This is a genomic window from Streptomyces xinghaiensis S187 (assembly GCF_000220705.2).
Classification (GTDB): Bacteria; Actinomycetota; Actinomycetes; order Streptomycetales; family Streptomycetaceae; genus Streptomyces; species Streptomyces xinghaiensis.
In genome coordinates, this window is sequence record NZ_CP023202.1 from 3,878,740 (window position 1) to 3,898,481 (window position 19,742).

Annotated in this window: 22 protein-coding genes; 9 read left to right on the top strand and 13 right to left on the bottom strand. The window is 71.4% G+C overall.

Annotation, left to right across the window (positions count from 1 at the left end):
• Positions 1–93: 93 nt before the first annotated feature.
• Complete coding sequence (locus SXIN_RS16675; protein ID WP_039820188.1) at positions 94–288, top strand: hypothetical protein; 195 nt, start codon at positions 94–96, stop codon at positions 286–288.
• Positions 289–487: 199 nt separating this feature from the next.
• Here the strand turns inward: SXIN_RS16675 and SXIN_RS16680 are convergent, their stop codons facing one another.
• The gene (locus SXIN_RS16680; protein WP_019707125.1) at positions 488–790 is read right to left on the bottom strand and encodes a metal-sensitive transcriptional regulator; all 303 of its coding nucleotides are present in this window, start codon (positions 788–790) and stop codon (positions 488–490) included.
• A gap of 248 nt (positions 791–1,038) precedes the next feature.
• Between SXIN_RS16680 and SXIN_RS16685 the strand changes: the two genes are divergently transcribed.
• Together SXIN_RS16685 and SXIN_RS16690 are read left to right on the top strand one after the other, a co-directional pair.
• A complete protein-coding gene (locus SXIN_RS16685; protein ID WP_030545898.1) occupies positions 1,039–1,659 on the top strand; it encodes a DUF47 domain-containing protein in 621 nt (206 codons plus the stop codon).
• 6 nt (positions 1,660–1,665) lie between these two features.
• On the top strand, positions 1,666–2,664 hold the full coding sequence (locus SXIN_RS16690) for an inorganic phosphate transporter (protein ID WP_019707123.1): 999 nt from the start codon (positions 1,666–1,668) through the stop codon (positions 2,662–2,664).
• Between the two features lie 132 nt (positions 2,665–2,796).
• Here SXIN_RS16690 and pstB read toward each other — a convergent pair whose 3' ends face one another.
• The 4 genes from pstB to pstS all read right to left on the bottom strand — a co-directional run bounded on the left by pstB (position 2,797) and on the right by pstS (position 6,925).
• Positions 2,797–3,573 (bottom strand): phosphate ABC transporter ATP-binding protein PstB, encoded by a 777-nt coding sequence (pstB, locus tag SXIN_RS16695; RefSeq protein ID WP_019707122.1) that lies wholly within the window; start codon positions 3,571–3,573, stop codon positions 2,797–2,799.
• 56 nt (positions 3,574–3,629) lie between these two features.
• Positions 3,630–4,709 carry a phosphate ABC transporter permease PstA gene (pstA, locus tag SXIN_RS16700; protein WP_019707121.1) on the bottom strand — a complete coding sequence of 360 codons (1,080 nt, stop codon included), beginning with the start codon at positions 4,707–4,709 and terminating at the stop codon, positions 3,630–3,632.
• Entirely contained in the window at positions 4,706–5,704 is a 999-nt protein-coding gene (gene pstC / locus SXIN_RS16705) for a phosphate ABC transporter permease subunit PstC (RefSeq protein ID WP_039820187.1), read from the bottom strand. The genes pstA and pstC overlap by 4 nt, the downstream gene beginning before the upstream one ends.
• Positions 5,705–5,794: 90 nt before the next feature.
• Complete coding sequence (pstS, locus tag SXIN_RS16710) at positions 5,795–6,925, bottom strand: phosphate ABC transporter substrate-binding protein PstS (RefSeq protein WP_019707119.1); 1,131 nt, start codon at positions 6,923–6,925, stop codon at positions 5,795–5,797.
• A 394-nt stretch (positions 6,926–7,319) separates the two neighbouring features.
• Here pstS and SXIN_RS16715 point away from each other — a divergent pair, with 394 nt between their 5' ends.
• The gene (locus tag SXIN_RS16715; RefSeq protein ID WP_019707118.1) at positions 7,320–8,399 is read left to right on the top strand and encodes a C40 family peptidase; all 1,080 of its coding nucleotides are present in this window, start codon (positions 7,320–7,322) and stop codon (positions 8,397–8,399) included.
• Positions 8,400–8,809: 410 nt separating this feature from the next.
• Entirely contained in the window at positions 8,810–10,168 is a 1,359-nt protein-coding gene (locus SXIN_RS16720) for a PP2C family protein-serine/threonine phosphatase (protein WP_019706319.1), read from the top strand.
• 173 nt (positions 10,169–10,341) lie between these two features.
• Here the strand turns inward: SXIN_RS16720 and SXIN_RS16725 are convergent, their stop codons facing one another.
• From SXIN_RS16725 to SXIN_RS16735, 3 genes are all read right to left on the bottom strand, one after another.
• Positions 10,342–10,701, bottom strand: a complete 360-nt coding sequence (locus tag SXIN_RS16725) for a DUF2516 family protein (protein ID WP_030545914.1) — start codon at positions 10,699–10,701, stop codon at positions 10,342–10,344.
• Positions 10,702–10,896: 195 nt separating this feature from the next.
• Positions 10,897–11,514 carry a hypothetical protein gene (locus SXIN_RS16730; protein WP_019707116.1) on the bottom strand — a complete coding sequence of 206 codons (618 nt, stop codon included), beginning with the start codon at positions 11,512–11,514 and terminating at the stop codon, positions 10,897–10,899.
• 25 nt (positions 11,515–11,539) lie between these two features.
• Entirely contained in the window at positions 11,540–12,016 is a 477-nt protein-coding gene (locus SXIN_RS16735; protein WP_019707115.1) for a helix-turn-helix domain-containing protein, read from the bottom strand.
• Positions 12,017–12,395: 379 nt separating this feature from the next.
• On the opposite strand from SXIN_RS16735, the gene SXIN_RS16740 reads away from it, so the two are divergent.
• The gene (locus SXIN_RS16740) at positions 12,396–12,914 is read left to right on the top strand and encodes a hypothetical protein (protein ID WP_039820177.1); all 519 of its coding nucleotides are present in this window, start codon (positions 12,396–12,398) and stop codon (positions 12,912–12,914) included.
• A gap of 106 nt (positions 12,915–13,020) precedes the next feature.
• On the opposite strand, the gene SXIN_RS16745 is transcribed toward SXIN_RS16740, so the two are convergent.
• The 4 genes from SXIN_RS16745 to SXIN_RS16760 all read right to left on the bottom strand — a co-directional run bounded on the left by SXIN_RS16745 (position 13,021) and on the right by SXIN_RS16760 (position 16,377).
• Complete coding sequence (locus SXIN_RS16745; RefSeq protein ID WP_019707113.1) at positions 13,021–13,812, bottom strand: ABC transporter permease; 792 nt, start codon at positions 13,810–13,812, stop codon at positions 13,021–13,023.
• A complete protein-coding gene (locus SXIN_RS16750) occupies positions 13,809–14,831 on the bottom strand; it encodes an ATP-binding cassette domain-containing protein (RefSeq protein ID WP_019707112.1) in 1,023 nt (340 codons plus the stop codon). Before SXIN_RS16750 ends, SXIN_RS16745 begins: the two co-directional genes overlap by 4 nt.
• A gap of 83 nt (positions 14,832–14,914) precedes the next feature.
• Positions 14,915–15,760, bottom strand: a complete 846-nt coding sequence (locus tag SXIN_RS16755; protein WP_019707111.1) for a DUF4097 family beta strand repeat-containing protein — start codon at positions 15,758–15,760, stop codon at positions 14,915–14,917.
• 104 nt (positions 15,761–15,864) lie between these two features.
• On the bottom strand, positions 15,865–16,377 hold the full coding sequence (locus SXIN_RS16760; protein ID WP_095757167.1) for a toxin-antitoxin system HicB family antitoxin: 513 nt from the start codon (positions 16,375–16,377) through the stop codon (positions 15,865–15,867).
• A 475-nt stretch (positions 16,378–16,852) separates the two neighbouring features.
• On the opposite strand from SXIN_RS16760, the gene SXIN_RS16765 reads away from it, so the two are divergent.
• Together SXIN_RS16765 and SXIN_RS16770 are read left to right on the top strand one after the other, a co-directional pair.
• Positions 16,853–17,701 carry a helix-turn-helix domain-containing protein gene (locus SXIN_RS16765; RefSeq protein ID WP_019707109.1) on the top strand — a complete coding sequence of 283 codons (849 nt, stop codon included), beginning with the start codon at positions 16,853–16,855 and terminating at the stop codon, positions 17,699–17,701.
• The gene (locus SXIN_RS16770) at positions 17,680–17,901 is read left to right on the top strand and encodes a DUF397 domain-containing protein (RefSeq protein ID WP_019707108.1); all 222 of its coding nucleotides are present in this window, start codon (positions 17,680–17,682) and stop codon (positions 17,899–17,901) included. Before SXIN_RS16765 ends, SXIN_RS16770 begins: the two co-directional genes overlap by 22 nt.
• Here the strand turns inward: SXIN_RS16770 and SXIN_RS16775 are convergent.
• A complete protein-coding gene (locus SXIN_RS16775; RefSeq protein ID WP_238153780.1) occupies positions 17,882–18,631 on the bottom strand; it encodes a tyrosine-protein phosphatase in 750 nt (249 codons plus the stop codon). The two genes, SXIN_RS16770 and SXIN_RS16775, sit on opposite strands and share 20 nt — an antisense overlap.
• Before the next feature lie 159 nt (positions 18,632–18,790).
• Here SXIN_RS16775 and SXIN_RS16780 point away from each other — a divergent pair, with 159 nt between their 5' ends.
• Positions 18,791–19,564, top strand: coding sequence for a heavy metal-responsive transcriptional regulator (locus tag SXIN_RS16780; protein ID WP_019707106.1), 774 nt, complete (start codon positions 18,791–18,793; stop codon positions 19,562–19,564).
• The last annotated feature ends 178 nt before the right edge of the window (positions 19,565–19,742 follow it).

Consider the following 19,742-nt stretch of genomic DNA (forward strand, 5'->3'; position numbering starts at 1 on the left):
TGCCATGCGCGCTATGTGTCCGGCTCCCTACGCTGGGCTGTGCGCGAGGACGAGCGGTCGGAGCTCGTGGAGGAGGAGGTGACACGGGTGTCGATGTCCTGCCATATCACCCGGAGGGTCCAGGACCATCTGGCCCTCGCCGAGATCGAGCTGTGCGGGGAGCTGATGATCGCGGCTTCGGCGGCGGTGGAGGAGCGGCTCAGCCCGGACCGCATCGACGAGGTGCTGAAGGTGGGCGGGAAGCCGCCGGGCCGGCGGGGCCGGTGCATCGCCCCGCGGGGCGACTGAGCCGTCTCCCCGGCGGGGCGGTCCCCGGCGGGGTTCCGGGCGCACGCGCGGCTCCTGGCGCGGCGCCCCGGCCGGCCCCGGGCCGGGACGGTCGTCCTCGTACGCGCTCCCCGCGCTCCCCGCGCCCGGCGCGTGCCCCGTGCGTTCTCCCCGGATCCCCAGGACTCCCCGGACTCCCCGGATTCCGGGGACCCGGCCCTCAGGTGCGGAGCAGGCGGGCGATGGCCGCGGTCGCCTCGGCCACCTTGGCGTCGATCTCCGGGCCCCCCTCGGCGGCGGCCGCGGCGACGCAGTGCCGCAGGTGTTCCTCGAGGAGCTGGAGCGCGAAGGACTGGAGCGCCTTGGTGGAGGCGGAGACCTGGGTGAGTATGTCGATGCAGTAGACGTCCTCCTCGACCATCCGCTGGAGGCCGCGGACCTGGCCCTCGATCCGGCGGAGCCGTTTGAGGTGCTGGTCCTTCTGCTGGCTGTAGCCGTGCACGCCGGTCTCCGTGGCTGTCATGGCGTCCTCCCGTGGTGGCGCGAGGCGCTCGGCCTCATCGGTGGTGAACCGGGCAAGGCGGCGGAACCGGTGCAACCGGCACATATACCCCTGCCCGGTATAGGGTACCGGATTTGGAAGCGGGTTCCGGGACTGCGGGCTGGGTACGCTGTCCGGTGCCGGGCGGAGGACGACCGGTTAACCGTGGCCGGATCGATGCGCTTAGCATCGGCTCCGTCCGACATCCGATGCACCCCAAGGAACCCGACGTGCGCTTTCGTCTGACCCCCCGGGAGACGAGCTTCTACGACATGTTCGCCGCCTCCGCGGACAACATCGTCACCGGCTCGAAGCTCCTGATGGAACTGCTCGGCGCGGAGCCCGCCGGACGAAGTGAGATCGCCGACCGGATGCGGGCCGCGGAGCACGCCGGGGACGATGCCACGCATGCCATCTTCCACCAGCTGAACTCCTCCTTCATCACCCCGTTCGACCGCGAGGACATCTACTCCCTGGCCTCCTCGCTCGACGACATCATGGACTTCATGGAGGAGGCCGTCGACCTGGTCGTCCTGTACCAGATCGAGACGCTGCCGAAGGGGGTCGACCAGCAGATCGAGGTGCTGGCGCGGGCCGCCGAGCTGACCGCCGAGGCGATGCCCAACCTCCGCACCATGACGAACCTCACCGAGTACTGGATCGAGGTCAACCGCCTGGAGAACCAGGCCGACCAGATCCACCGCAAGCTGCTGGCCCAGCTCTTCAACGGCAAGTACGACGCCATGGACGTGCTGAAGCTCAAGCAGATCGTGGACGTGCTGGAGGAGGCCGCGGACGCTTTCGAACACGTGGCCAATACGGTCGAGACCATCGCCGTCAAGGAGTCCTGACCCCCGGTGGACACCTTCGCACTCATTGTCACCATCGGGGTCGCGCTCGGCTTCACCTACACCAACGGTTTCCACGACTCCGCGAACGCCATCGCGACCTCCGTCTCGACGCGCGCGCTGACCCCGCGGGTGGCGCTGCTGATGGCCGCCGTCATGAACCTGGCCGGTGCCTTCCTGGGCAGCGGGGTCGCCAAGACCGTCAGCCAGGGCCTGATCGAGACGCCCAGCGGCTCGCGCGGGATGGCGATCCTCTTCGCCGCCCTGGTGGGCGCCGTGGTCTGGAACATGATCACCTGGTACTTCGGGCTGCCGTCGAGTTCCAGCCACGCGCTCTTCGGCGGCATGGTGGGCGCCGCCCTCGCCGGCTCCATCGCCGTCTACTGGATGGGGGTCGTCGAGAAGGTCGTCATCCCGATGTTCCTGTCGCCGCTGGTGGGCATGGCTCTGGGCTATCTGGCCATGACCGCCATCCTGTGGATGTTCCGCCGCGCCAACCCGCACAAGGCCAAGCGCCACTTCCGGATCGCGCAGACGGTCTCGGCGGCCGGCATGGCGCTGGGCCACGGCCTCCAGGACGCGCAGAAGACCATGGGCATCGTGGTGATGGCGCTGGTCATCGCCGATGTCGAGGACTACGGCGACCAGATCCCGGTCTGGGTGAAGGTCTCCTGTGCCCTGATGCTCTCGCTCGGCACCTACGCGGGCGGCTGGCGGATCATGCGGACCCTCGGCCGGCGGATCATCGAGCTCGACCCGCCGCAGGGCTTCGCCGCGGAGACCACGGCCGCCTCGGTGATGTACACCGCCTCGTTCATGTTCCACGCGCCGATCTCCACGACCCACGTCATCACCTCGGCGATCATGGGCGTGGGTTCGACCCGGCGGCTCAAGGCGGTCCGCTGGGGCGTGGCCAAGAACATCGTGATGGGCTGGTTCATCACCATGCCGGCCGCGGCGCTCGTCGCGGCGGTCTCCTTCTGGGCCGTGAGCCTCTTCTTCGGCTGAGGCCCGCCCGCCGCCCGCGCGAGGCCGCCCGCCCCTCCCGTCCCGCCACAGACAAACAGGGCCCGCCCCCGGGAAGCCGGGAGCGGGCCCTTCGTCTTGCGGTGGCACCGCCATGCAGCACCGCGAGACGGGCTATCCGAAGCGGCCGGAGATGTAGTCCTCGGTCGCCTGCACGGAGGGGTTGGAGAAGATCCGCTCGGTCTCGTCGATCTCGATGAGCTTGCCGGGCTGGCCGACGGCCGACAGGTTGAAGAAGGCCGTACGGTCCGAGACGCGCGCCGCCTGCTGCATGTTGTGCGTCACGATGACGATCGTGAAGCGCTCCTTGAGCTCGCAGATCAGGTCCTCGATGGCGAGGGTCGAGATGGGGTCCAGGGCCGAGCAGGGCTCGTCCATCAGCAGCACCTGCGGTTCGACCGCGATGGCGCGGGCGATGCAGAGCCGCTGCTGCTGGCCGCCGGAGAGGCCGGAACCGGGCTTGTTGAGCCGGTCCTTGACCTCGTTCCAGAGGTTGGCCCCCTTGAGCGACTTCTCGACGATCGTGTCCAGCTCGCGCTTCTTGTGCGAGCCGTTGAGGCGCAGGCCGGCCGCGACGTTGTCGTAGATCGACATGGTCGGGAAGGGGTTGGGGCGCTGGAAGACCATGCCGACGGTGCGGCGTACGGCGACCGGGTCGACCTGGGAGCCGTAGAGGTTCTCGTCGTCCAGCATCACCTTGCCCTCGACGCGGCCGCCGGGGGTGACCTCGTGCATCCGGTTGAGGGTGCGGAGGAAGGTGGACTTGCCGCAGCCGGACGGGCCGATGAAGGCCGTCACGGACCGCGGCTCGACCGTCATGGAGATGTCTTCGATCGCCTTGTGGCCGCCGTAGTAGGCACTGAGGCCGCTGACGTCGATGCGCTTGGCCATGGTGTTGCTCGCAATCGTGTGGGATGGCCCCGGGCACGGAGCCGCATATCGGTGCCTTAGCGGCCGGTCTTGGGTGCCTTCCAGCGGGCGATGCCGCGGGCGACCAGGTTGAGGACCATCACGAAGATGATCAGGACGAGTGCCGCTCCCCAGGCCCGGTCGTACGAGTGCGGGGTGCCGAGCATGTACTCCTGGTACACGTACAGCGGGAGCGACGCCTGCGTGCCGTCGAACGGGTCGTTGTTGATGAAGGAACTGCCCAGGACCAGCAGCAGGACCGGAGCCGTCTCACCGGCGATACGGGCGACCGCCAGCATGACGCCGGTGGTGATGCCGCCGATGGCGGTGGGCAGGACCACCTTCAGGATAGTCCGCCACTTCGGCACACCGAGGGCGAGCGAGGCCTCGCGCAGCTCGTTGGGGACGAGTTTGAGCATCTCCTCGGTGGAGCGGACGACCACGGGCATCATCAGGATCGTGAGGGCCAGCGCGCCGGCGAAGCCGGACGGGCCCATATCGAAGGTCAGCACCCAGGTGGAGAGGATGAACAGACCGGCCACGATCGACGGGATGCCGGTCATGACGTCCACGAAGAAGGTGACGGCCTTCGCCAGCGAGCCCCGGCCGTACTCGACCAGGTAGATCGCGGTGAGCAGACCGATCGGGACGGCGATCAGGGTGGCGATGGCCACCTGCTCCAGGGTGCCGATGATCGCGTGGTAGATGCCGCCGCCGGGGGTGTTCTGGTTCAGCCCGGCCATGGAGTGCGACAGGAAGTACCCGTCGAGGATGCGGGAGCCGCGCTGGATGGTCGTCCAGGCCAGGGAGGCCAGCGGGACGATCGCGAGGACGAAGCACACCCAGACGACGCTGGTGGCGATCCGGTCCTTGGCCTGCCGGGAGCCCTCCACGGCGGTCGTGATCACGTAGGTGCCGACGACGAAGAAGACCGCGGCGATCATGCCCCACTGCACCCGGCTCTCCCAGCCGGCGGCCATGCCGATGCCCGAGGCCAGCACGACGGAGACGAGGGCGATGCCCGCGGGGGCCCAGCGGGGCATCCTGCGGTGGGCCAGGCTGCGGGCGGGGGGCGCCTCGCCGGTGCTCGGCTTGCGGTCGATGACGGTGTGGCTCATGCGTTGGCCCCCGAGTACTCCTTGCGGCGGGCGATGATCAGCCGGGCCGCGCCGTTCACCAGCAGCGTCATGACGAAGAGGACGAGGCCGGAGGCGATGAGCGCGTCCCGGCCGAACTCGTTGGCCTCGTTGAACTTGGCGGCGATGTTCTGGGCGAAGGTGCCGCCGCCGGGATCCAGGAGATGGCCGGAGAAGAGGAAGTTGGGGGAGAGGACGGTGGCGACGGCCATCGTCTCGCCGAGCGCGCGGCCCAGGCCCAGCATGGAGGCGCTGATGATGCCGGAGCGGCCGAAGGGCAGCACCGACATGCGGATGACCTCCCAGCGCGTGGCGCCGAGAGCGAGCGCGGCCTCCTCGTGCATCTTCGGCACCTGGAGGAAGACCTCACGGGTGACGTTGGTGATCACCGGGAGGATCATCACGGCGAGCAGGATGCCGACGGTGAAGAGGTTCCGCGCCGGGCCGCTGCCGGACTTGTCGAAGAGGTAGGTCCAGCCGAAGTACTGGTCGAGCCACATGTTCATGCCGTCGAGGTACGGCACGAGCACCAGCGCGCCCCACAGGCCGTAGACGATGCTGGGGACGGCGGCGAGCAGGTCGATGACGTACCCCAGCGGGCCGGCCAGCCGGCGCGGGGCGTAGTGGGAGACGAAGAGCGCGATGCCCACGGATATCGGCACCGCGATGACCATGGCGATGATCGAGCTGACGACGGTGCCGTAGGCGAGGATCGCGATGCCGAACCGCGGGGGGTCACCCTGCGGGTTCCACTCGAAGGCCGTGAGGAAGTTGGCCTCGTTCTGGGAGATCGCGATGTACGCGCGGTAGGTGAGGAAGGCCGCGATGGCGGCCATGACGACCAGCAGGAAGATGCCCGAGCCCCGGGACATCCCGATGAAGATCTTGTCTCCGGGGCGGGTGGCCTTTCCCTTCGCGGCCGGCTCTGGTGTCAGGGGCGCCGGCGGCGGTGCCGACGCGGTGGGTGCGGTAGTCATGATGGCTCCGGTCTGGGTGGGGAGATTCCCCTGGCGGCGGTGCACCGGATGGGTTCGTCCGGCGGGCCCCGCGGGGCCCGCCGGCTCGGGTCAGGAGAGGGTCGGGATGATCTCGCGGACCTTGGTGGCGATCTCGGCCGGGATCGGGGCGTAGCCCTCCTCGGAGAGGATCTTCTGGCCGTCCTCGCTGGCGGTGTAGGTCAGGAAGGACTTCATGGCCTCCAGGGAGTCGGCCTTGTTGCCCTTGTCACAGGCGATCTCGTAGGTGACGAGGATGATCGGGTAGGCGCTCTCCGCCTTGGTCGCGTAGTCGAGCTCCAGGGCGAGGTCGTCGCCCTCGCCGACGACCTTCGCGGCGGCGATGGCCTTGGAGGCGTTGTCCGACGTGGCCTCGACGGGCTCCGCGGCGCCGGTGTCGATCTTCACCGAGTTGAGGTTGTTGCTGGTGGCGTAGGAGAGCTCGAAGTAGCCGATGGCGCCCTCGACCTGCTTGACCTGCGCGGCGACACCGGAGGAGCCGCTGGCGGACTGGCCGCCCTTGGCGGGCCAGGACTTCTCGGCCTCGTACTTCCAGTCGTCCGGGGCGGCCTCGGCCAGGTACTTGCCCAGGTTCTGGGTGGTGCCGGACTCGTCGGAGCGGTGGAAGGCCTGGATGTCGGTGGACGGCAGCTCGGCGTCCGGGTTCAGCTTCTTGATCGCGGCGTCGTCCCACTTCTTGATCTTCGAGTCGAAGATCTTGGCGATGGTGGGGGCGTCCAGGACGAGCTCGTCCACGCCGGAGAGGTTGTAGCTGATGGCGACGGGTCCGCCGACCATCGGCAGGTTGATGCCCTGACCGCTCTTGCAGATCTTCTTCGACGCCTCGACCTCGTCCTCCTTGAGCGCGGAGTCGGAGCCGGCGAAGGCGGTGGTGCCCTGGTTGAACTGGGTGATGCCGCCGCCCGAGCCGATCGGGTTGTAGTTGATCTGCACATCCGGGCAGGCGGCCATGTAGTTCTTGATCCAGAGGTCCATGGCGTTCTTCTGCGCCGAGGAGCCGGAGGCGAGCAGCTTGCCCTCGCCGCCGCACTTGATGTTCCCGGCGGCCTTGGTGGCGTCCTCGCCGCCCTGCTGGGTGTTGTCGTCCGAACCGCATGCGGTGAGAAGGAGTGCCGTCGAAACAGCGGCCGCGCCGACGGTGAGGGCCCGCAGACCGCGGACGTTCCTACGCTGAAGCTTCACCTTTGTGTGTTCCTTCCTGGGGCCCGCCGGCGACGGCGAAGCAAGGTCGGTGGTTCTGCTGGATCTGCGTTCACCCGCCGGCTGCCCGCCGACCGGTAAGGCTGAAATTAGGCAGATCAGGTGAATCGATCGACGGGAGAGGGTGAACACCGGGTGAACCTCGCCTATCAGTGCGGCAACCCGCTCAGGCGTACGGCACGCCGAGTGACGGGTGTGACGGATGGGGTGAGGATTTCGTTGGCGTGATGCCTCCCCGGCACAGCGGCGGCTCTTGCGCAATGGCGCGAACTCGCCCCCCTCTGTCGTATTCCGCTCAGTCGTGCGACCATCCGCGATTGAGAGACATCGCGTCAGCAAGACAGTTGACGGCGTGTGGACGAGACGGAGGTGGCCGGTGGGGCGGCAGCGGACGATCGTGACGGCGACGGCACTGGTGTGCGCGGTGGGGGGCCTGCTGACGCCGGGCGCCGCGCTGGCCGCTCCGAACGACCCCGAACCGGTACCGGTCTCGCGCCTGGAAGAGATCCGCAAGGAGATCGAGACCCTCTACCGCAAGGCGGAGGCCGCGACGGAAGCCTACAACGCCGCGCGGGAGAAGACGGGCGAGCAGTCGCGCAAGCTGGCCCGGATCGAGAAGAAGAGCGCCGCCGCGGAGAAGCGCATGAAGCTGCTGCGCTCCCAGGCCGGCGCGATGGTCCGCTCCCACTACCGGGGCGCCGGCATGCCCGACACCCTGAAACTGCTCCTGGAGGGCGGCTCGGGAGACTTCCTGCACGACGCCGACACCGCCCGCAAGGGCCGGCAGGCGCAGCAGGGCCTCCTGAAGAGCCTGGAGAACACCCGGGAACGGCTGGACGAGTACGCCGACACCGCGGACCAGGAGTACCGCCGGCTCCGCGCGCAGCAGAAGAAGAAGGCCGTCGCCAAGAAGGCCGTCGAGACGAGGATCGAGGCGGCCGAGGAGCTGGAGTCCCGGCTCCAGGCGGAGGAGCTGGAGAAGCTGCGCGAACTGGAGGCCGAGGCCGCGCGGAAGGCCCAGGCCGCGTGGCTGGACTCCGGTGTGCTGGAGGAGATCGACGCCCGGGCCTCCGCGGAGGGGAAGAAGGCGATCGCGTACGCCACCGGGCAGCTCGGCAAGGACTACGAGTGGGGCGCCGAGGGCCCGGACACCTACGACTGCTCCGGACTGACCTCGCAGGCGTGGGCGGCGGCCGGCCGGACCATCCCGCGGACCTCGCAGGAGCAGTGGAAGCGGCTCCCCAGGATCGCCGTCCGGGACATGCGGCCGGGCGACCTGATCATCTACCACTCGGACGCCAGCCATGTCGGGATGTACATCGGGGACGGCGACATCGTGCACGCGCCGCGTCCGGGCCGGCAGATCACCGTCACGGGGGCGGGCTCGATGCGGATCCTGGGCGTCGTACGGCCGGACGAGCGAGCGGGAGAGCCGGCGGAGCAGGCCGGGGAGTAGGGCCGCGGGGCGCGGGCCGGCCGTGGGGCGGGCCCGCGCCGGGTGCCGTGGCGCCCGGCACGTCCCCGCCGGCGCCGGTCGTGACCCGGAGCGGTCGGCCGACGGCACCGGGTGCCGTTCCGCGGACGGCCGGCCGGAACGCCGTACGGCCGCCGGGCTCCGGGCGGGCAACCGCAGCGCGTGATGTTTATCATCGGCGCTTTCGCCCAGAGAGGGGCAAAGGGCCACCTCTGCTTGGCATATGACATCACAGAGTGGTTGCCCGGCATTCCGCTCCGGCAGGGCGTGCCGCTATGGTCGCCTCTCAGCGCCCGGCACAGTGTGACCGCCGACCCGTCCGGCGGACCGGGCCTGGCGGCGTGCCGATCCGGCGGCCGTCTTGCCCTCGGGGGGAGGGAAGGAACAGAGCGATGCCCGTACCCGCGCCTCGGCAGGGGGAAACCCTGGCCGCGGGAGGTGCTCCGGCTGCCCCCTCACCGCGCTCCGCGGAGGGCCCCCCGGCCGTATCCGCGTCCGCTTCGGCGCCGCCGGCCTCCGGTCCGGCGCAGGCCCCGCCGCTCACCCTGCTGGTGATCGAGGACGATCCGTCGGTGGCCTTCTCCGTTCCGGACAAGCTCGACACCGGGGGCCGCCGGGTCCGCCTCCGGACCGCCCGCAACCTCACCGAGGCGGAGCGGCTGCTCACCGACGACGTCGACTGCATCCTGCTCGACCTCGCCCTGGACATCCGGCAGGCCGGCGAGGAGCTGGACACCCTGCGCCAGGTGCTGCGGCTCGCACCCGGCCACGCCGTCCTCGTCCTCACCGCCGAAGCGGACGCGGAGCGGGGCGCGGAGGCCGTACGCGTCGGCGCGCAGGACTACCTCTTCCGCGACGAGCTGGACGGCCGCGCCCTCGGCCGGGCCATCCGCTACGCCGTCGAGCGCAAGCGCGCCGACGCCGCGCAGCGCCAGCTCACCGAGTCGCGGCTGCGCGGCCAGGAGAACCGGCGGCTGGAGCGCGGGCTGCTGCCCAAGCCCCTGCTGGAGGGCTCCGAGCTGCGCTTCGCCGCCCGCTACCGGCCCGGCCGCAGCCGCGCCCTGCTCGGCGGCGACTTCTACGACACCGTCCGCACCCCCGACGGCACCGTCCACGCGATGATCGGCGACGTCTGCGGGCACGGCCCGGACGAGGCGGCGCTCGGTGTGCTGCTGCGGATCGCCTGGCGGTCCCTGACCCTGGCCGGGCTCTGCGGCGACGAACTCCTCGGCACGCTGCAGAAGGTGCTGGAGAACGAGCGCGCCAGCGACGAGATCTTCGCGACCCTCTGCACCCTCGACATCGCCCCCGACGGCCGCCGCGCCGGGCTCTGCCTCGCCGGGCACCCGGCGCCGCTGGTCGTCCGCGAGGGGCGGCGGGTGAAGCTGCTGCACTACGACGACGGCGGGCCCGCGCTGGGCGTGCTGCCGCGCGCCCGCTGGCCGCGCCGGCAGGTGGAGCTCGGCGGCACCTGGAGCCTGATGATGTACACCGACGGGCTGATCGAGGGCCGGGTCGGGCAGGGCCGGCAGCGGCTCGGCCAGGAGGGCATCGTCGAGGTGATCGGCGGCCTGCGGGACCGGGGGCTGGGCGGCGAGGAACTGCTGGACGCGGCGATGGCCGAGGTGCGGGAGCTCAACGGCGGCGAGCTGACGGACGACGTGGCGGTGCTCCTGCTGGACCGCGACCGGGGCCGGGGCCGCGACCACGGCCCGGACCGGGGCAGGGGCCGGGGACCCGGGGGCCGGTAGCCGGTAGCCGGAGTCGGGTCCGCCGGGAGGTCCGTTCCGGATGCTCGGCCGCGCCCCGTGGTGTCCGCCGCGCCCCGTGGTCTCCTCCCGCCGCCGCTCCACGCGGCGGGCCCCGTCCCGCCCTGAGGCGATGACGGGGCCCGGAGCCGCGCGACCGGTCGGCGGCGGGTGGCTCAGCGGCCGCCGTTGTACGGCCCGTACGGGCCGTCGGAGCTGCTGCCGCGCCGGCCGCGGCCACCGCCACCGCCGCCCGAGAGCGCCCGCACCGCGGGCCGTACGTCCACGACGTACACGATCGCGGCGATCAGCCCGATGATGGTGAGGAAGAACAGCCCCAGCGGCAGCACGTTCACCACCACCGCGATGCCCAGGATGATCAGCCAGAACGGCTTGGTCTGCTTGTCCGCGGCGCGGAAGGCGTCCTCGCGCCGGATCACGGCGTCGATGAAGGCGAACACCGTGAAGAGCAGAATCGCCAGATAGAGGAAGCTCAGAATGTTGTGAAAGCCCTGCACCAGCACGCCGTCCACCACCCAGTCCTATCGCGCGCGTCGGTCACGTCGTATCGTCCGTCGGTGCCGCCGTTCCGGCGGCCGGTCCCGGCGGCCGGTGGCATGACGGCCACCGTAGAGACCGTATAGGGAGAACGGTCCGGGCACGTCGCTTGTGCCCGGACCGTTCTCCCGGCTGCCGTCCGGCGCCGTCGCGTCACCCGGTGTGCCCGGATGTCACTCCGCGGACTTCGGCGCCGTCTTCTTGGCCGGGGCCTTGCGGGCGGCTGCCGGCTTCTTCGCCGCGGCGGGCTTGGCCTCGGTGACCGGCTTGGCGGCCGGGGCGGGCTTCGCCTCGGCGGCGGCCTTCTTCTCCGGGGCCGGCTTCGCGGCGGGCTCCGGCTCGGGCTCGACGGCGATGGCGATGTCGGTCACCTGCTCGGCCGCCTCACCGCGCCAGGTCTGCACGGCGCCGCGGCCGCGGTCGGCCAGCTCGTCGTACGTCTCGCGGGCCTTGACCGCGTACTCGGCGGCCCGGCCGACGCCCTGGAGCGCCAGGTGCTGAGCGTTCTCGCGCAGCTTCCTGATGTCGCTGTCGAGCGTGCCGAGCACCTCGGTCACCTTGGTCTGCACGGTGGCCTGGGCCTCCTTGGCCTGCCGGCTCACCTTCTCCTGGACCACCTTGGGGTCGGTGGTCCGCACGGCGGCGAACCGCTCCGGGGCCTCCGCGCGCAGTTTCTCGATGAGCGCCGGAAACTCCCGGAGCTTCTCGGCGGCGAGGTCCGCGGTGCCGACGGCGGCGTAGAAGGGGGTGGATTCCTGGATCGTCTTGCGGAGTTCGTCGGTGGTGGCCATGGCGGGATCCTTCCGGATCGGTCGGTCAGCTTGATTGCTTGGCTTCGCCGCTGTCGCCGCCGTCCTCGGCACCGGCCCGCGAGCCGGCACCGGACGGCGGACCGGACGGCGGCGCGGCGGGGGTGCCGTCGGGGGCGTCGGCGTCGGCCTCCGCGGGGTGCCCGTTCTCCCTGCGGAAGGACTCGTAGATCTGGATGAGCACCTGCTTCTGGCGCTCGTTGATCGACGGGTCGGTCATGATGGCGCTCTTGACCTCGACCTCGTCCCGGTCCCGCTCGTCGAGGATTCCGGCCTGGACGTACAGCGTCTCCGCGGAGATCCGCAGGGCCTTGGCGAGCTGCTGCAGGATCTCCGCGCTCGGCTTGCGCAGCCCGCGCTCGATCTGGCTGAGGTACGGGTTCGACACCCCGGCGGCTTCGGAGAGCTGCCGCAGGGACAACCGCGCGCTGCGCCGCTGCTCCCGCAGGAACTCCCCGAGATTGCCGACCTTGAGTGAAGCCATGTCCCCATCGTGCACCCGAATGCTAACTATTGCAAGCGACCTGCTTGCAACTGGCATGCACGCGCCCGCGCGGTGGGGGTGGCGGCTGTCCCGTCTCCGGGCTGGGCCGTTGCCGACGGCATGATCAGGCCATTCTCGGACAGGTGGGAGCATTCCGTTCCGCCCTTCTCTCCTGCCGTGCGCGTGATCCGCCCGCGGATCCGGCGGGTTTCCTCTCCATTCCGGTCCGCGGATGGATCAGGCCCCCCGCTCGTGCCGGACGCCGGGGCGGGTCTGGACCGTCCTACGCTGGCCGGGTTCCGCGAGGGCCGGGGTGCGTCCGGGCAGGGCTGCCGCCCCTCGCGCAGTCGTCGTGCACCCGTCGGAGAGGTTGTTTGTCATGCCCAAATCCATAGGTGTGAAGTGCGCGGCTCTTGCCGCTTCGGTACTGGCCACGGTGGGGGTGACCGCTCCTCAGGCCGTGGCCGTGGAGGAGCCCGCCGTCCGGATAGCAGCGAATGCCGACGCCGCGACCCGCGCTCTCGCGCAGGCCGATCCCGGGAGCGTCGCCGCGGCGGCGAACGTGTGCGGATCCGGCTACGAGCTCCAGCGGGGCATCCCCCTGCCCAAGGGGACCGACCCGAGGGAGCGGCTGGCGACCCTGTTCTCCTACGGGAACGGAGGGAAGGGCTGCGTCATCCTCGACAACAACGTCGGCAACACCGAGTACATGTATCTCAAGGTCTGCAAGATGGGCGGCGGTGGCTGCGACACCGACGCCGGCAACTTCAGCCAGTACGCGGGGCCGGTCCGGGTCTCCAGCTTCGTCTGCGCTCCGGTGACGGCCAAGATGGCCAGGACCTCCGGCAGCACCTTCTACATCAACTACAAGTCCGACTACGTGTTCCCCTGCAACTGACGAAGAACGCGGGGAACCCGGAGCCGCGCGGCGTGCGCCGGCGTGGTGCCGGAGTACGCCGCCCGGGGCGGGAGGAGTGGCGGCGGCCCGGGGGCCGCCGTCCCCGCTACCTCGGATCGCGGTGGAAGACCGCCTTCGACCAGAAGTGGCCGAGCACGGTGAGCCCCAGGCACCAGGTGACCGCCAGCCACCCGTTGTGGCCGATCCCGCTGCCGAGCAGCAGCCCGCGCAGGGTCTCGATCGCCGGTGTGAACGGCTGGTACTCGGCGACCGGCTGGAACCACCCCGGCATCGCCTCGACCGGGACGAAGGCGCTGGAGATGAGCGGCAGGAAGATCAGCGGCAGCGCGTTGTTGCTCGCCGCCTCGGCGTTGGGGCTGATCAGGCCCATCCCGACGGCGATCCAGGTGAGCGCCAGGGCGAACAGCGCGAGCAGCCCGAGCGCCGCGAGCCACTCCAGGGCCGTGGCGTCCGTGGAGCGGAAGCCGATGGCCACGGCGACGGCGCCCACGAGGACCACGCTGATGAGCGACTGCAGCACGCTGCCGGCGACGTGCCCGGTGATCACGGAGCCGCGGTGGATCGCCATCGTGCGGAAGCGGGCGATGATGCCCTCGCTCATGTCGTTGGAGACGGACACCGCGGTGCCGATCGTGGTGGATCCGATGGTCATGAGCAGCAGGCCCGGCGTGAGGTAGGCGATGTACTCGGCGCGGTCCGCGCCTCCGCCGCCGATGCCCGCGCTCATCACGTCCCCGAAGACGTAGACGAAGAGCAGGAGCAGCACGACGGGGGTGAGCAGCAGGTTCAGGGTGAGGGACGGGTAGCGCCGCGCGTGCAGGAGATTGCGGCGCAGCATCGTGGACGAGTCGCGCACGGCGAGGGACAGGGAGCTCATCGGACGGCCTCCTCGGAGGGCTGGTGGTCGGTGCTGCCGGTGCCGCCGGTCAGGGCGAAGAACACGTCGTCGAGGTCGGGGGTGTGCACGGTCAGCTCGTCGGCCTCGATGCCGGCGGAGTCCAGCCAGTCGAGGAGGGAGCGCAGCTCGCGCGGGGTGCCGTCGCTGGGGATCCGGAGGGTGAGGGACTCGTCGGCGGCGATGCCCCGGGTGGTCCCGGCCGGGCCGGGGGCCTCCGGGAGGGCCGCCGCGCTCAGCGCCCGGGCGGCGCTCCGGTGGGCGGACGGATCGGAGAAGCGGAGCCGGATGTGCCCGCCGGGGATCAGCCGCTTGAGCTCCTCGGCGGTGCCCTCGGCGGCGATCACGCCGTCGTGGAGCACGGCGATGCGGTCGGCGAGCTGGTCGGCCTCCTCCAGGTACTGGGTGGTGAGGAGGACGGTGACGCCGTCGGAGACGAGTGCGCGGATGACCTGCCACATGGTGTGCCGGGAGCGGGGGTCGAGGCCGGTGGTCGGCTCGTCGAGGAAGATGATCCGCGGGTTGCCGACCAGGGTCATGGCGATGTCGAGGCGGCGCTTCATGCCGCCGGAGTAGGTGGCGGCGGGCTTCTTCGCGGCATCCGTGAGGTCGAAGCGGTCCAGCAGTTCGGCGGTGGTGCGGCGGCCCTCGCGGCGGGAGAGGTGGTGCAGGTCCGCCATGAGGAGCATGTTCTCCTCGCCGGTGATCAGGCCGTCGACGGCGGAGAACTGGCCGGTGACACCGATCGCGGACCGCACCGCCTGCGGGTCGGTGGCCAGGTCGTGACCGCCGACGCGCAGGTCGCCGGCGTCGGCGGTGATGAGGGTAGAGAGGATGTTGACGGCGGTGGTCTTGCCCGCGCCGTTGGGCCCGAGCAGCGCGAACACGGACCCGGCCGGGATGTGCAGATCGATGCCGTCGAGCACGGTCCTGCCGCCGTACGACTTGCGCAGACCGGTGGCGGAGACGGCGGCGGGCGACCGGGAATTGGATGTGGACATGACAGGTGTACCCATGGAGCTCTCCCTTGCGAAGGCGGAAGTGGGCGAGGGCGGGGGCGGGGCGGGTGAAGGGGGGCCGGCGTTCAGGCCCGGGCGCGGCGCACGTCGATGTTGCCGTAGCGGGTGCGGGCGCGGACCTCGACGGTGTCCTCGGTTTTCTCCGGGGTCTCGGAGACGGCGAGGGTGTTGCGCACCTGCCCATGGCCGGAGTTGACGTCGAGCCAGGCGGCGGTGCCCTCGCGGACGCCGACCTCGATGGCGCCGTAGGAGGTCTCCAGATGGACGGTGCCGCGGGCCACTTCGCCGACGCGCAGGGTGCCGTGGGCGGTCTTGGCGACGACCGATCCTCCGGCGCGCGTGACGTCGATGTCGCCGTTGGCGCCGCTCACCCGCAGGTCGCCGGTCGCGACGCCGACGGTCGTGGTGCCGTGCGAGTTCTTCAGGACGGCGGGACCGTCGACGAGCCCGACGCGCAGGCTGCCGGAGCTGGTGGTGATCTCGGCCGCGCCCTCGACCCGGTCAACGGTGATCGAGCCGTGGGAGGCGGTCAACCGCAGCGGACCGGTCGTGTCGAGCCGGACGTCACCGGAGGAGGTCTTCACCCGCACCTCGCCCAGCCGGCCCTCGCCGAGCACCTGGGTCCAGGCGCCGGTCACGCCGACGCGCGAGCCCGCCGGCAGCTCGACCGTCACATCGACGGTGCCGGTGCGCCCGACGAGATAGCGCTGCTTGGGCGTCCTGACGGTCAGGTCGCCGCTCGCGTACGTGACCTCGGTCTGCTCGGCCGCCCGGACGTCCTGGTCCCGCTTCGGGTCGCGGGGCCGCACCTCGACGACGGTGTCGGGGCGGTCGCCCGCGGTGAACTGGATGGACCCGGCCTCCACGTGCGCCGTGGCCGTGATCGGTTCGGGGGTGTCGAAAGAAGGCATGGCTGTCCCGTCCTCTTGGGTCTTCACGGCGTCCCCGCTGGTGGGACGCGGTGTGGTTGATGTGGTGTGGGTGCCGGGTGCCGGGTGCCGGGCGCCGGGCGCTGCTAGCGGACCCAGCCCGTGAAGCTCTGCCCGATGGTCTGGGTCCTCTCCGTCGTGCGCGGCCGGTTGCCGCCGTCGACCGCCGCCGACACGGCGCGCACCAGCCACGCGTTGACCGACAGGCCCTCGCGGCTCGCGGCCTCCTCGGCGCGGGCCTTGAGGTGGGCCGGCAGGCGCAGGTTGACGCGGGCGGTGCCGCCCTCGTCGCCGTCGGCCGGGGCCCTGAGCGGCTCGGCGGGCCCGGCGGGCTCCACGGGGGCGCCGGCGTCGCTCGGCGGCGGTGTCACCACGAAGTCGGGGTCGAGCCCGCGCAGCCGTACGTCGACCGAGCCGGGGGCGAGTTCGCGGGTGATCTCGTCCATCGCGGCGGAGAGCACGTTGAGCATGGTCAGCCGGGCCGCCGACTCCAGGGGGGCGGTGAGCCTCTCGGCCAGCTCGCGGGCTTCGCCACCGCCGGCCTCGGCGGCCACCGCGAGTTCGCGGCGGAGGGTGTCGACATACGGGGTGAGGTCCATAACGCCACTATGGCACCACTGTGGCGCCATGTGCAAGCCCGGATGGCGCCCTGTGGGGGGCGGGTTGCATGGCGAGTGCTCTGAACTGCGAAAACGCGGTGGAGATGGCTTGTGCCAGGTGGGCGTCCTGCGAGTGCGAGCACTTTAGGGCGTCCAGTGATGGCGTCGAGTGGCACCTGGTGGTGTCAAAGTAGCGCCAACATGCGGCGCCATGTGGTGTCAGTGCGCCTCGTCTGTATCGTCTCCGTCTCGTCGCCAGCCCGGGAGGGCGGTCAGCGCGGTGGTCGCCGGTTCCCTCGTACGGGCGGCGGGCGCGGGTTTATGCGGTGCGAGTGCGGGTGTGCGCGGCCGGGGACCGCAACAGCCCAATATCCGCCGGTTCGGGTGAACCGGCACCGTGCGCGGGGTGCCGGTCGCCGGGGCATCCCTACGCTCCGTCCGGGAGCCGTAACCGCCCCGCCGCGAGGAGGAGTTCATGGACGAGATCGCACCATCCCCCGGGGCCGACCCCCGCGCCTCGACGCTCGCCTTCTTCGGCGCGGAGCTGCGGCTGCGCCGGATGGCGGCCGGGATGAAGCAGACCGAGCTGGCACGGGCCCTGCACTGCGCACCGTCGCTGATCTGCAAGATCGAGTCGGCCGCCCGCGCGCCGCAGGAGGACTTCGCCGAGCGGTGCGACGAAGTGCTCGGTACGGACGGGCTGTTCGCGCGGCTGTGGCCGGTCATCGTGAGGAACGCGTACCAGCCCTGGTTCCGGCCGTTCGTCGAACTGGAACAGCAGGCCACGGCGATCCGGGCGTTCGAGACCCAGCTCGTGCCCGGCCTGCTCCAGACCCCGGACTACGCGCGGGCCGTGCTTGCCGGGCGCCGCCCCGACGAACTCCGCCTGGAGAAGGCGCTGATGGCACGGATGCACCGGCAGCGTCTCCTCGAACGCGACGAGCCGCCCCGGTTCTGGGCGGTCCTGGAGGAGTCGGCGGTCCGGCGGAGGGTCGGCGGCCCGGCCGTGATGCGCACCCAGCTCGCCCGGCTGCTCGACGCCATGGCGAAGCCGCGGATCGTGGTGCAGGTTCTGCCCTCGGATGCGGCTGTGCACCCCGCTCTCACTGGCGCGTTCTGGCACTTCTCCTTCGAACAGGGACCCGAGGTCGTCTACCTTGAGGGCTTCTACGAAGGGCAGTTGAGGGCCGAACCGGAGGTCGTCGAGGCGGCTGCCCAAGCCTATGATCTGCTCAGGGCCCAGGCGTTGCCCCCAGACGCGTCGGCCGACCTGATCGCGGCAGTCATGGAGGAACTGACCCCATGGACCACGCAGCAGAACTGACCCGCGCCGTATGGCGCAAGAGCAGCTACAGCGGTGAGAACGAAGGAGCGTGCGTCGAGGTCGCCGACGCCTTCCCAGGCCAGGTTCCCGTCCGCGACAGCAAGGTTCCGCACGGGCCCGCGCTGGTGTTTCCGGCCGGGGCCTGGTCGGCGTTCGTGGGCGCCGTACGGGAGGGCGGGCTCACCGGTCCGCGCGGCTGACGTCCGGCTGTCCGCCGGGCTCCAGCAGGCGGGTGCGCAGAGCTGCCACGTCGTCCGGGGTCAGGCCGCCCGAGCGGAGATGGGCGGCGGTGTCGAAGCCGTCCAGGGCCGTCAGCAGGGCCCGTTCGGCCGTGGTGCCCTTGCTTGCCAGGTAGTCGGCGATCTCCTGCCGGTGGTCGGGTATGCCGAGCGTGGTGAAGAAGCGGGCGTCGAGGCGGTCGTTGCTCAGCAGGTAGTCGGCGGCGATGTCGGCCGGGGAGGCCCCGGCCAGGGCGAGCAGGAGCAGGGTGACCAGTCCGGTGCGGTCCCGGCCGGCCGCGCAGTGCACGAGGACGCCGCCGGGCCGGGCGTGCGCGACGGCCTGCACGGCACGGGCGGCGCGGTCCGGGAAGTGGTCGAGGAACGGCCGGTAGTAGAGCGGGGTGCCGTCCGGCCCGTCGCCCCAGACGCTCCAGAATCCGGTGTCCTCGATGCCGTCCAGCGGGAGGTGGACGGTCGTGAGGTCCGACGGGCGCGGCGCGGCATCGGCCGCCACCTCGTCGTCGTTCCGCAGGTCGATGACGGTACGGACCCCGTGCGCGCACAGGGCCGCCCAGCCGTCCGCGCTGAGCTTGTCGACGGCGTCCGACCGGACCACCGCCCCGCGCCGGACGGCGTGCCCTCCGGCGACCGGTATGCCGCCGAGGTCGCGGACGTTGAAGCAGCCGTCCCAGTTCAGGCGGCGGTCCATGGACATCGCGATCCTTCCGTGGCGGGGGGTGGCCGGACCGGGGAAGACGGCCGGGAAGCGGTGGACGGTTCCGGGCTCCGGGGCCCGGGCCGCGGGGGCTGCCGGGACAGGGGCCGGCGCTTGACCTTCGAGCCGGGTCGAAGGTTTACGGTCGGGGACATGACGGCCTACCGCATCTCGCAGCTGGCCGAGCGCTCCGGCGTTCCGGCCACGACCCTGCGCTTCTACGAGGACGCGGGTCTGCTGCCCGCCGACCGCACGCCGGCCGGGTATCGCGTGTACGGCGAGGACGCGGTGGAGCGGCTGGCCTTCGTCTCGTCGGCCAAACTGCTGGGCCTGACCCTGGAGGAGATCCGCGAGCTGCTGGACGTCCGTGAGAAAGGGGTGTGCGCCTCCGTACGGGCGCGGATGCTGCCGCTGGTCGCCGACCGGATCGCGGAGACCGACGGACGGATCGCTGAGCTGCGGGTGTTGTCCGCTCACCTCACCGCAGTCCACGCGGAGTTGTCGGGCCCGGCGCCCGCAGGGGCGTGCGGTCCGGACTGCGGCTGCACCACGGCCGGCGCGCCGTCGGCCGGACCCGTGCCGGGGAGGCTGTCACCGATCCGTCCCGGCCAGGACGCGGCGTCACGGCGGGACGCGCCGGTGGCCTGCACGCTGGGCGGCGCCGAGCTGGTTGAGCGCACTGAGCGGTGGCGGCAACTGGCCGGCAGGGCCGAGCGGCGGGAGGAGATTCCCGGCGGCGTGCGCCTGTCCTTCCCCGCCGGCGTCGAACTCGCCGGTGAGGCCGCGGCCCTCGCCGCAGCGGAGCTGGGCTGCTGCGCGTTCTTCGACTTCGCCCTGCACCTCACCCCGGCCGTTCTCCACCTGGATGTGCGGGCGCCCGAGTCCGCGGCCGGAATGCTGGCCGCCTTGTTCGGGACGGCCGGCTGACCGCCTCGTCCTGCCCTTCACCGGGCCCGAACCCGGCTCCGGCTCCGGCTCCGGCTGGACGAGCCCGTGGGCACCGCCCCGTGGACGGCGGCGGCCCGGTGCGCCGGCATCACGGCCGCGGCCGTCGCGGGATCCGGGTTCCTCTTCCGGCGGCGCATGGCGAGCTGACCCCCCGGCG

Coding starts and splice junctions, on each gene's coding strand:
- SXIN_RS16780 (WP_019707106.1), top strand. CDS start 18,791: ATGACGGCCTACCGCATCTCGCAGCTGGCCGAGCGCTCCGGCGTTCCG.
- pstA (WP_019707121.1), bottom strand. CDS start 4,709: ATGAGCCACACCGTCATCGACCGCAAGCCGAGCACCGGCGAGGCGCCC.
- SXIN_RS16765 (WP_019707109.1), top strand. CDS start 16,853: ATGGACGAGATCGCACCATCCCCCGGGGCCGACCCCCGCGCCTCGACG.
- SXIN_RS16675 (WP_039820188.1), top strand. CDS start 94: ATGTCCTGCCATATCACCCGGAGGGTCCAGGACCATCTGGCCCTCGCC.
- SXIN_RS16755 (WP_019707111.1), bottom strand. CDS start 15,760: ATGCCTTCTTTCGACACCCCCGAACCGATCACGGCCACGGCGCACGTG.
- pstC (WP_039820187.1), bottom strand. CDS start 5,704: ATGACTACCGCACCCACCGCGTCGGCACCGCCGCCGGCGCCCCTGACA.
- SXIN_RS16740 (WP_039820177.1), top strand. CDS start 12,396: ATGCCCAAATCCATAGGTGTGAAGTGCGCGGCTCTTGCCGCTTCGGTA.
- SXIN_RS16750 (WP_019707112.1), bottom strand. CDS start 14,831: ATGTCCACATCCAATTCCCGGTCGCCCGCCGCCGTCTCCGCCACCGGT.
- SXIN_RS16775 (WP_238153780.1), bottom strand. CDS start 18,631: ATGGACCGCCGCCTGAACTGGGACGGCTGCTTCAACGTCCGCGACCTC.
- SXIN_RS16760 (WP_095757167.1), bottom strand. CDS start 16,377: ATGGACCTCACCCCGTATGTCGACACCCTCCGCCGCGAACTCGCGGTG.
- SXIN_RS16770 (WP_019707108.1), top strand. CDS start 17,680: ATGGACCACGCAGCAGAACTGACCCGCGCCGTATGGCGCAAGAGCAGC.
- SXIN_RS16680 (WP_019707125.1), bottom strand. CDS start 790: ATGACAGCCACGGAGACCGGCGTGCACGGCTACAGCCAGCAGAAGGAC.
- SXIN_RS16730 (WP_019707116.1), bottom strand. CDS start 11,514: ATGGCCACCACCGACGAACTCCGCAAGACGATCCAGGAATCCACCCCC.
- SXIN_RS16735 (WP_019707115.1), bottom strand. CDS start 12,016: ATGGCTTCACTCAAGGTCGGCAATCTCGGGGAGTTCCTGCGGGAGCAG.
- SXIN_RS16720 (WP_019706319.1), top strand. CDS start 8,810: ATGCCCGTACCCGCGCCTCGGCAGGGGGAAACCCTGGCCGCGGGAGGT.
- pstB (WP_019707122.1), bottom strand. CDS start 3,573: ATGGCCAAGCGCATCGACGTCAGCGGCCTCAGTGCCTACTACGGCGGC.
- SXIN_RS16745 (WP_019707113.1), bottom strand. CDS start 13,812: ATGAGCTCCCTGTCCCTCGCCGTGCGCGACTCGTCCACGATGCTGCGC.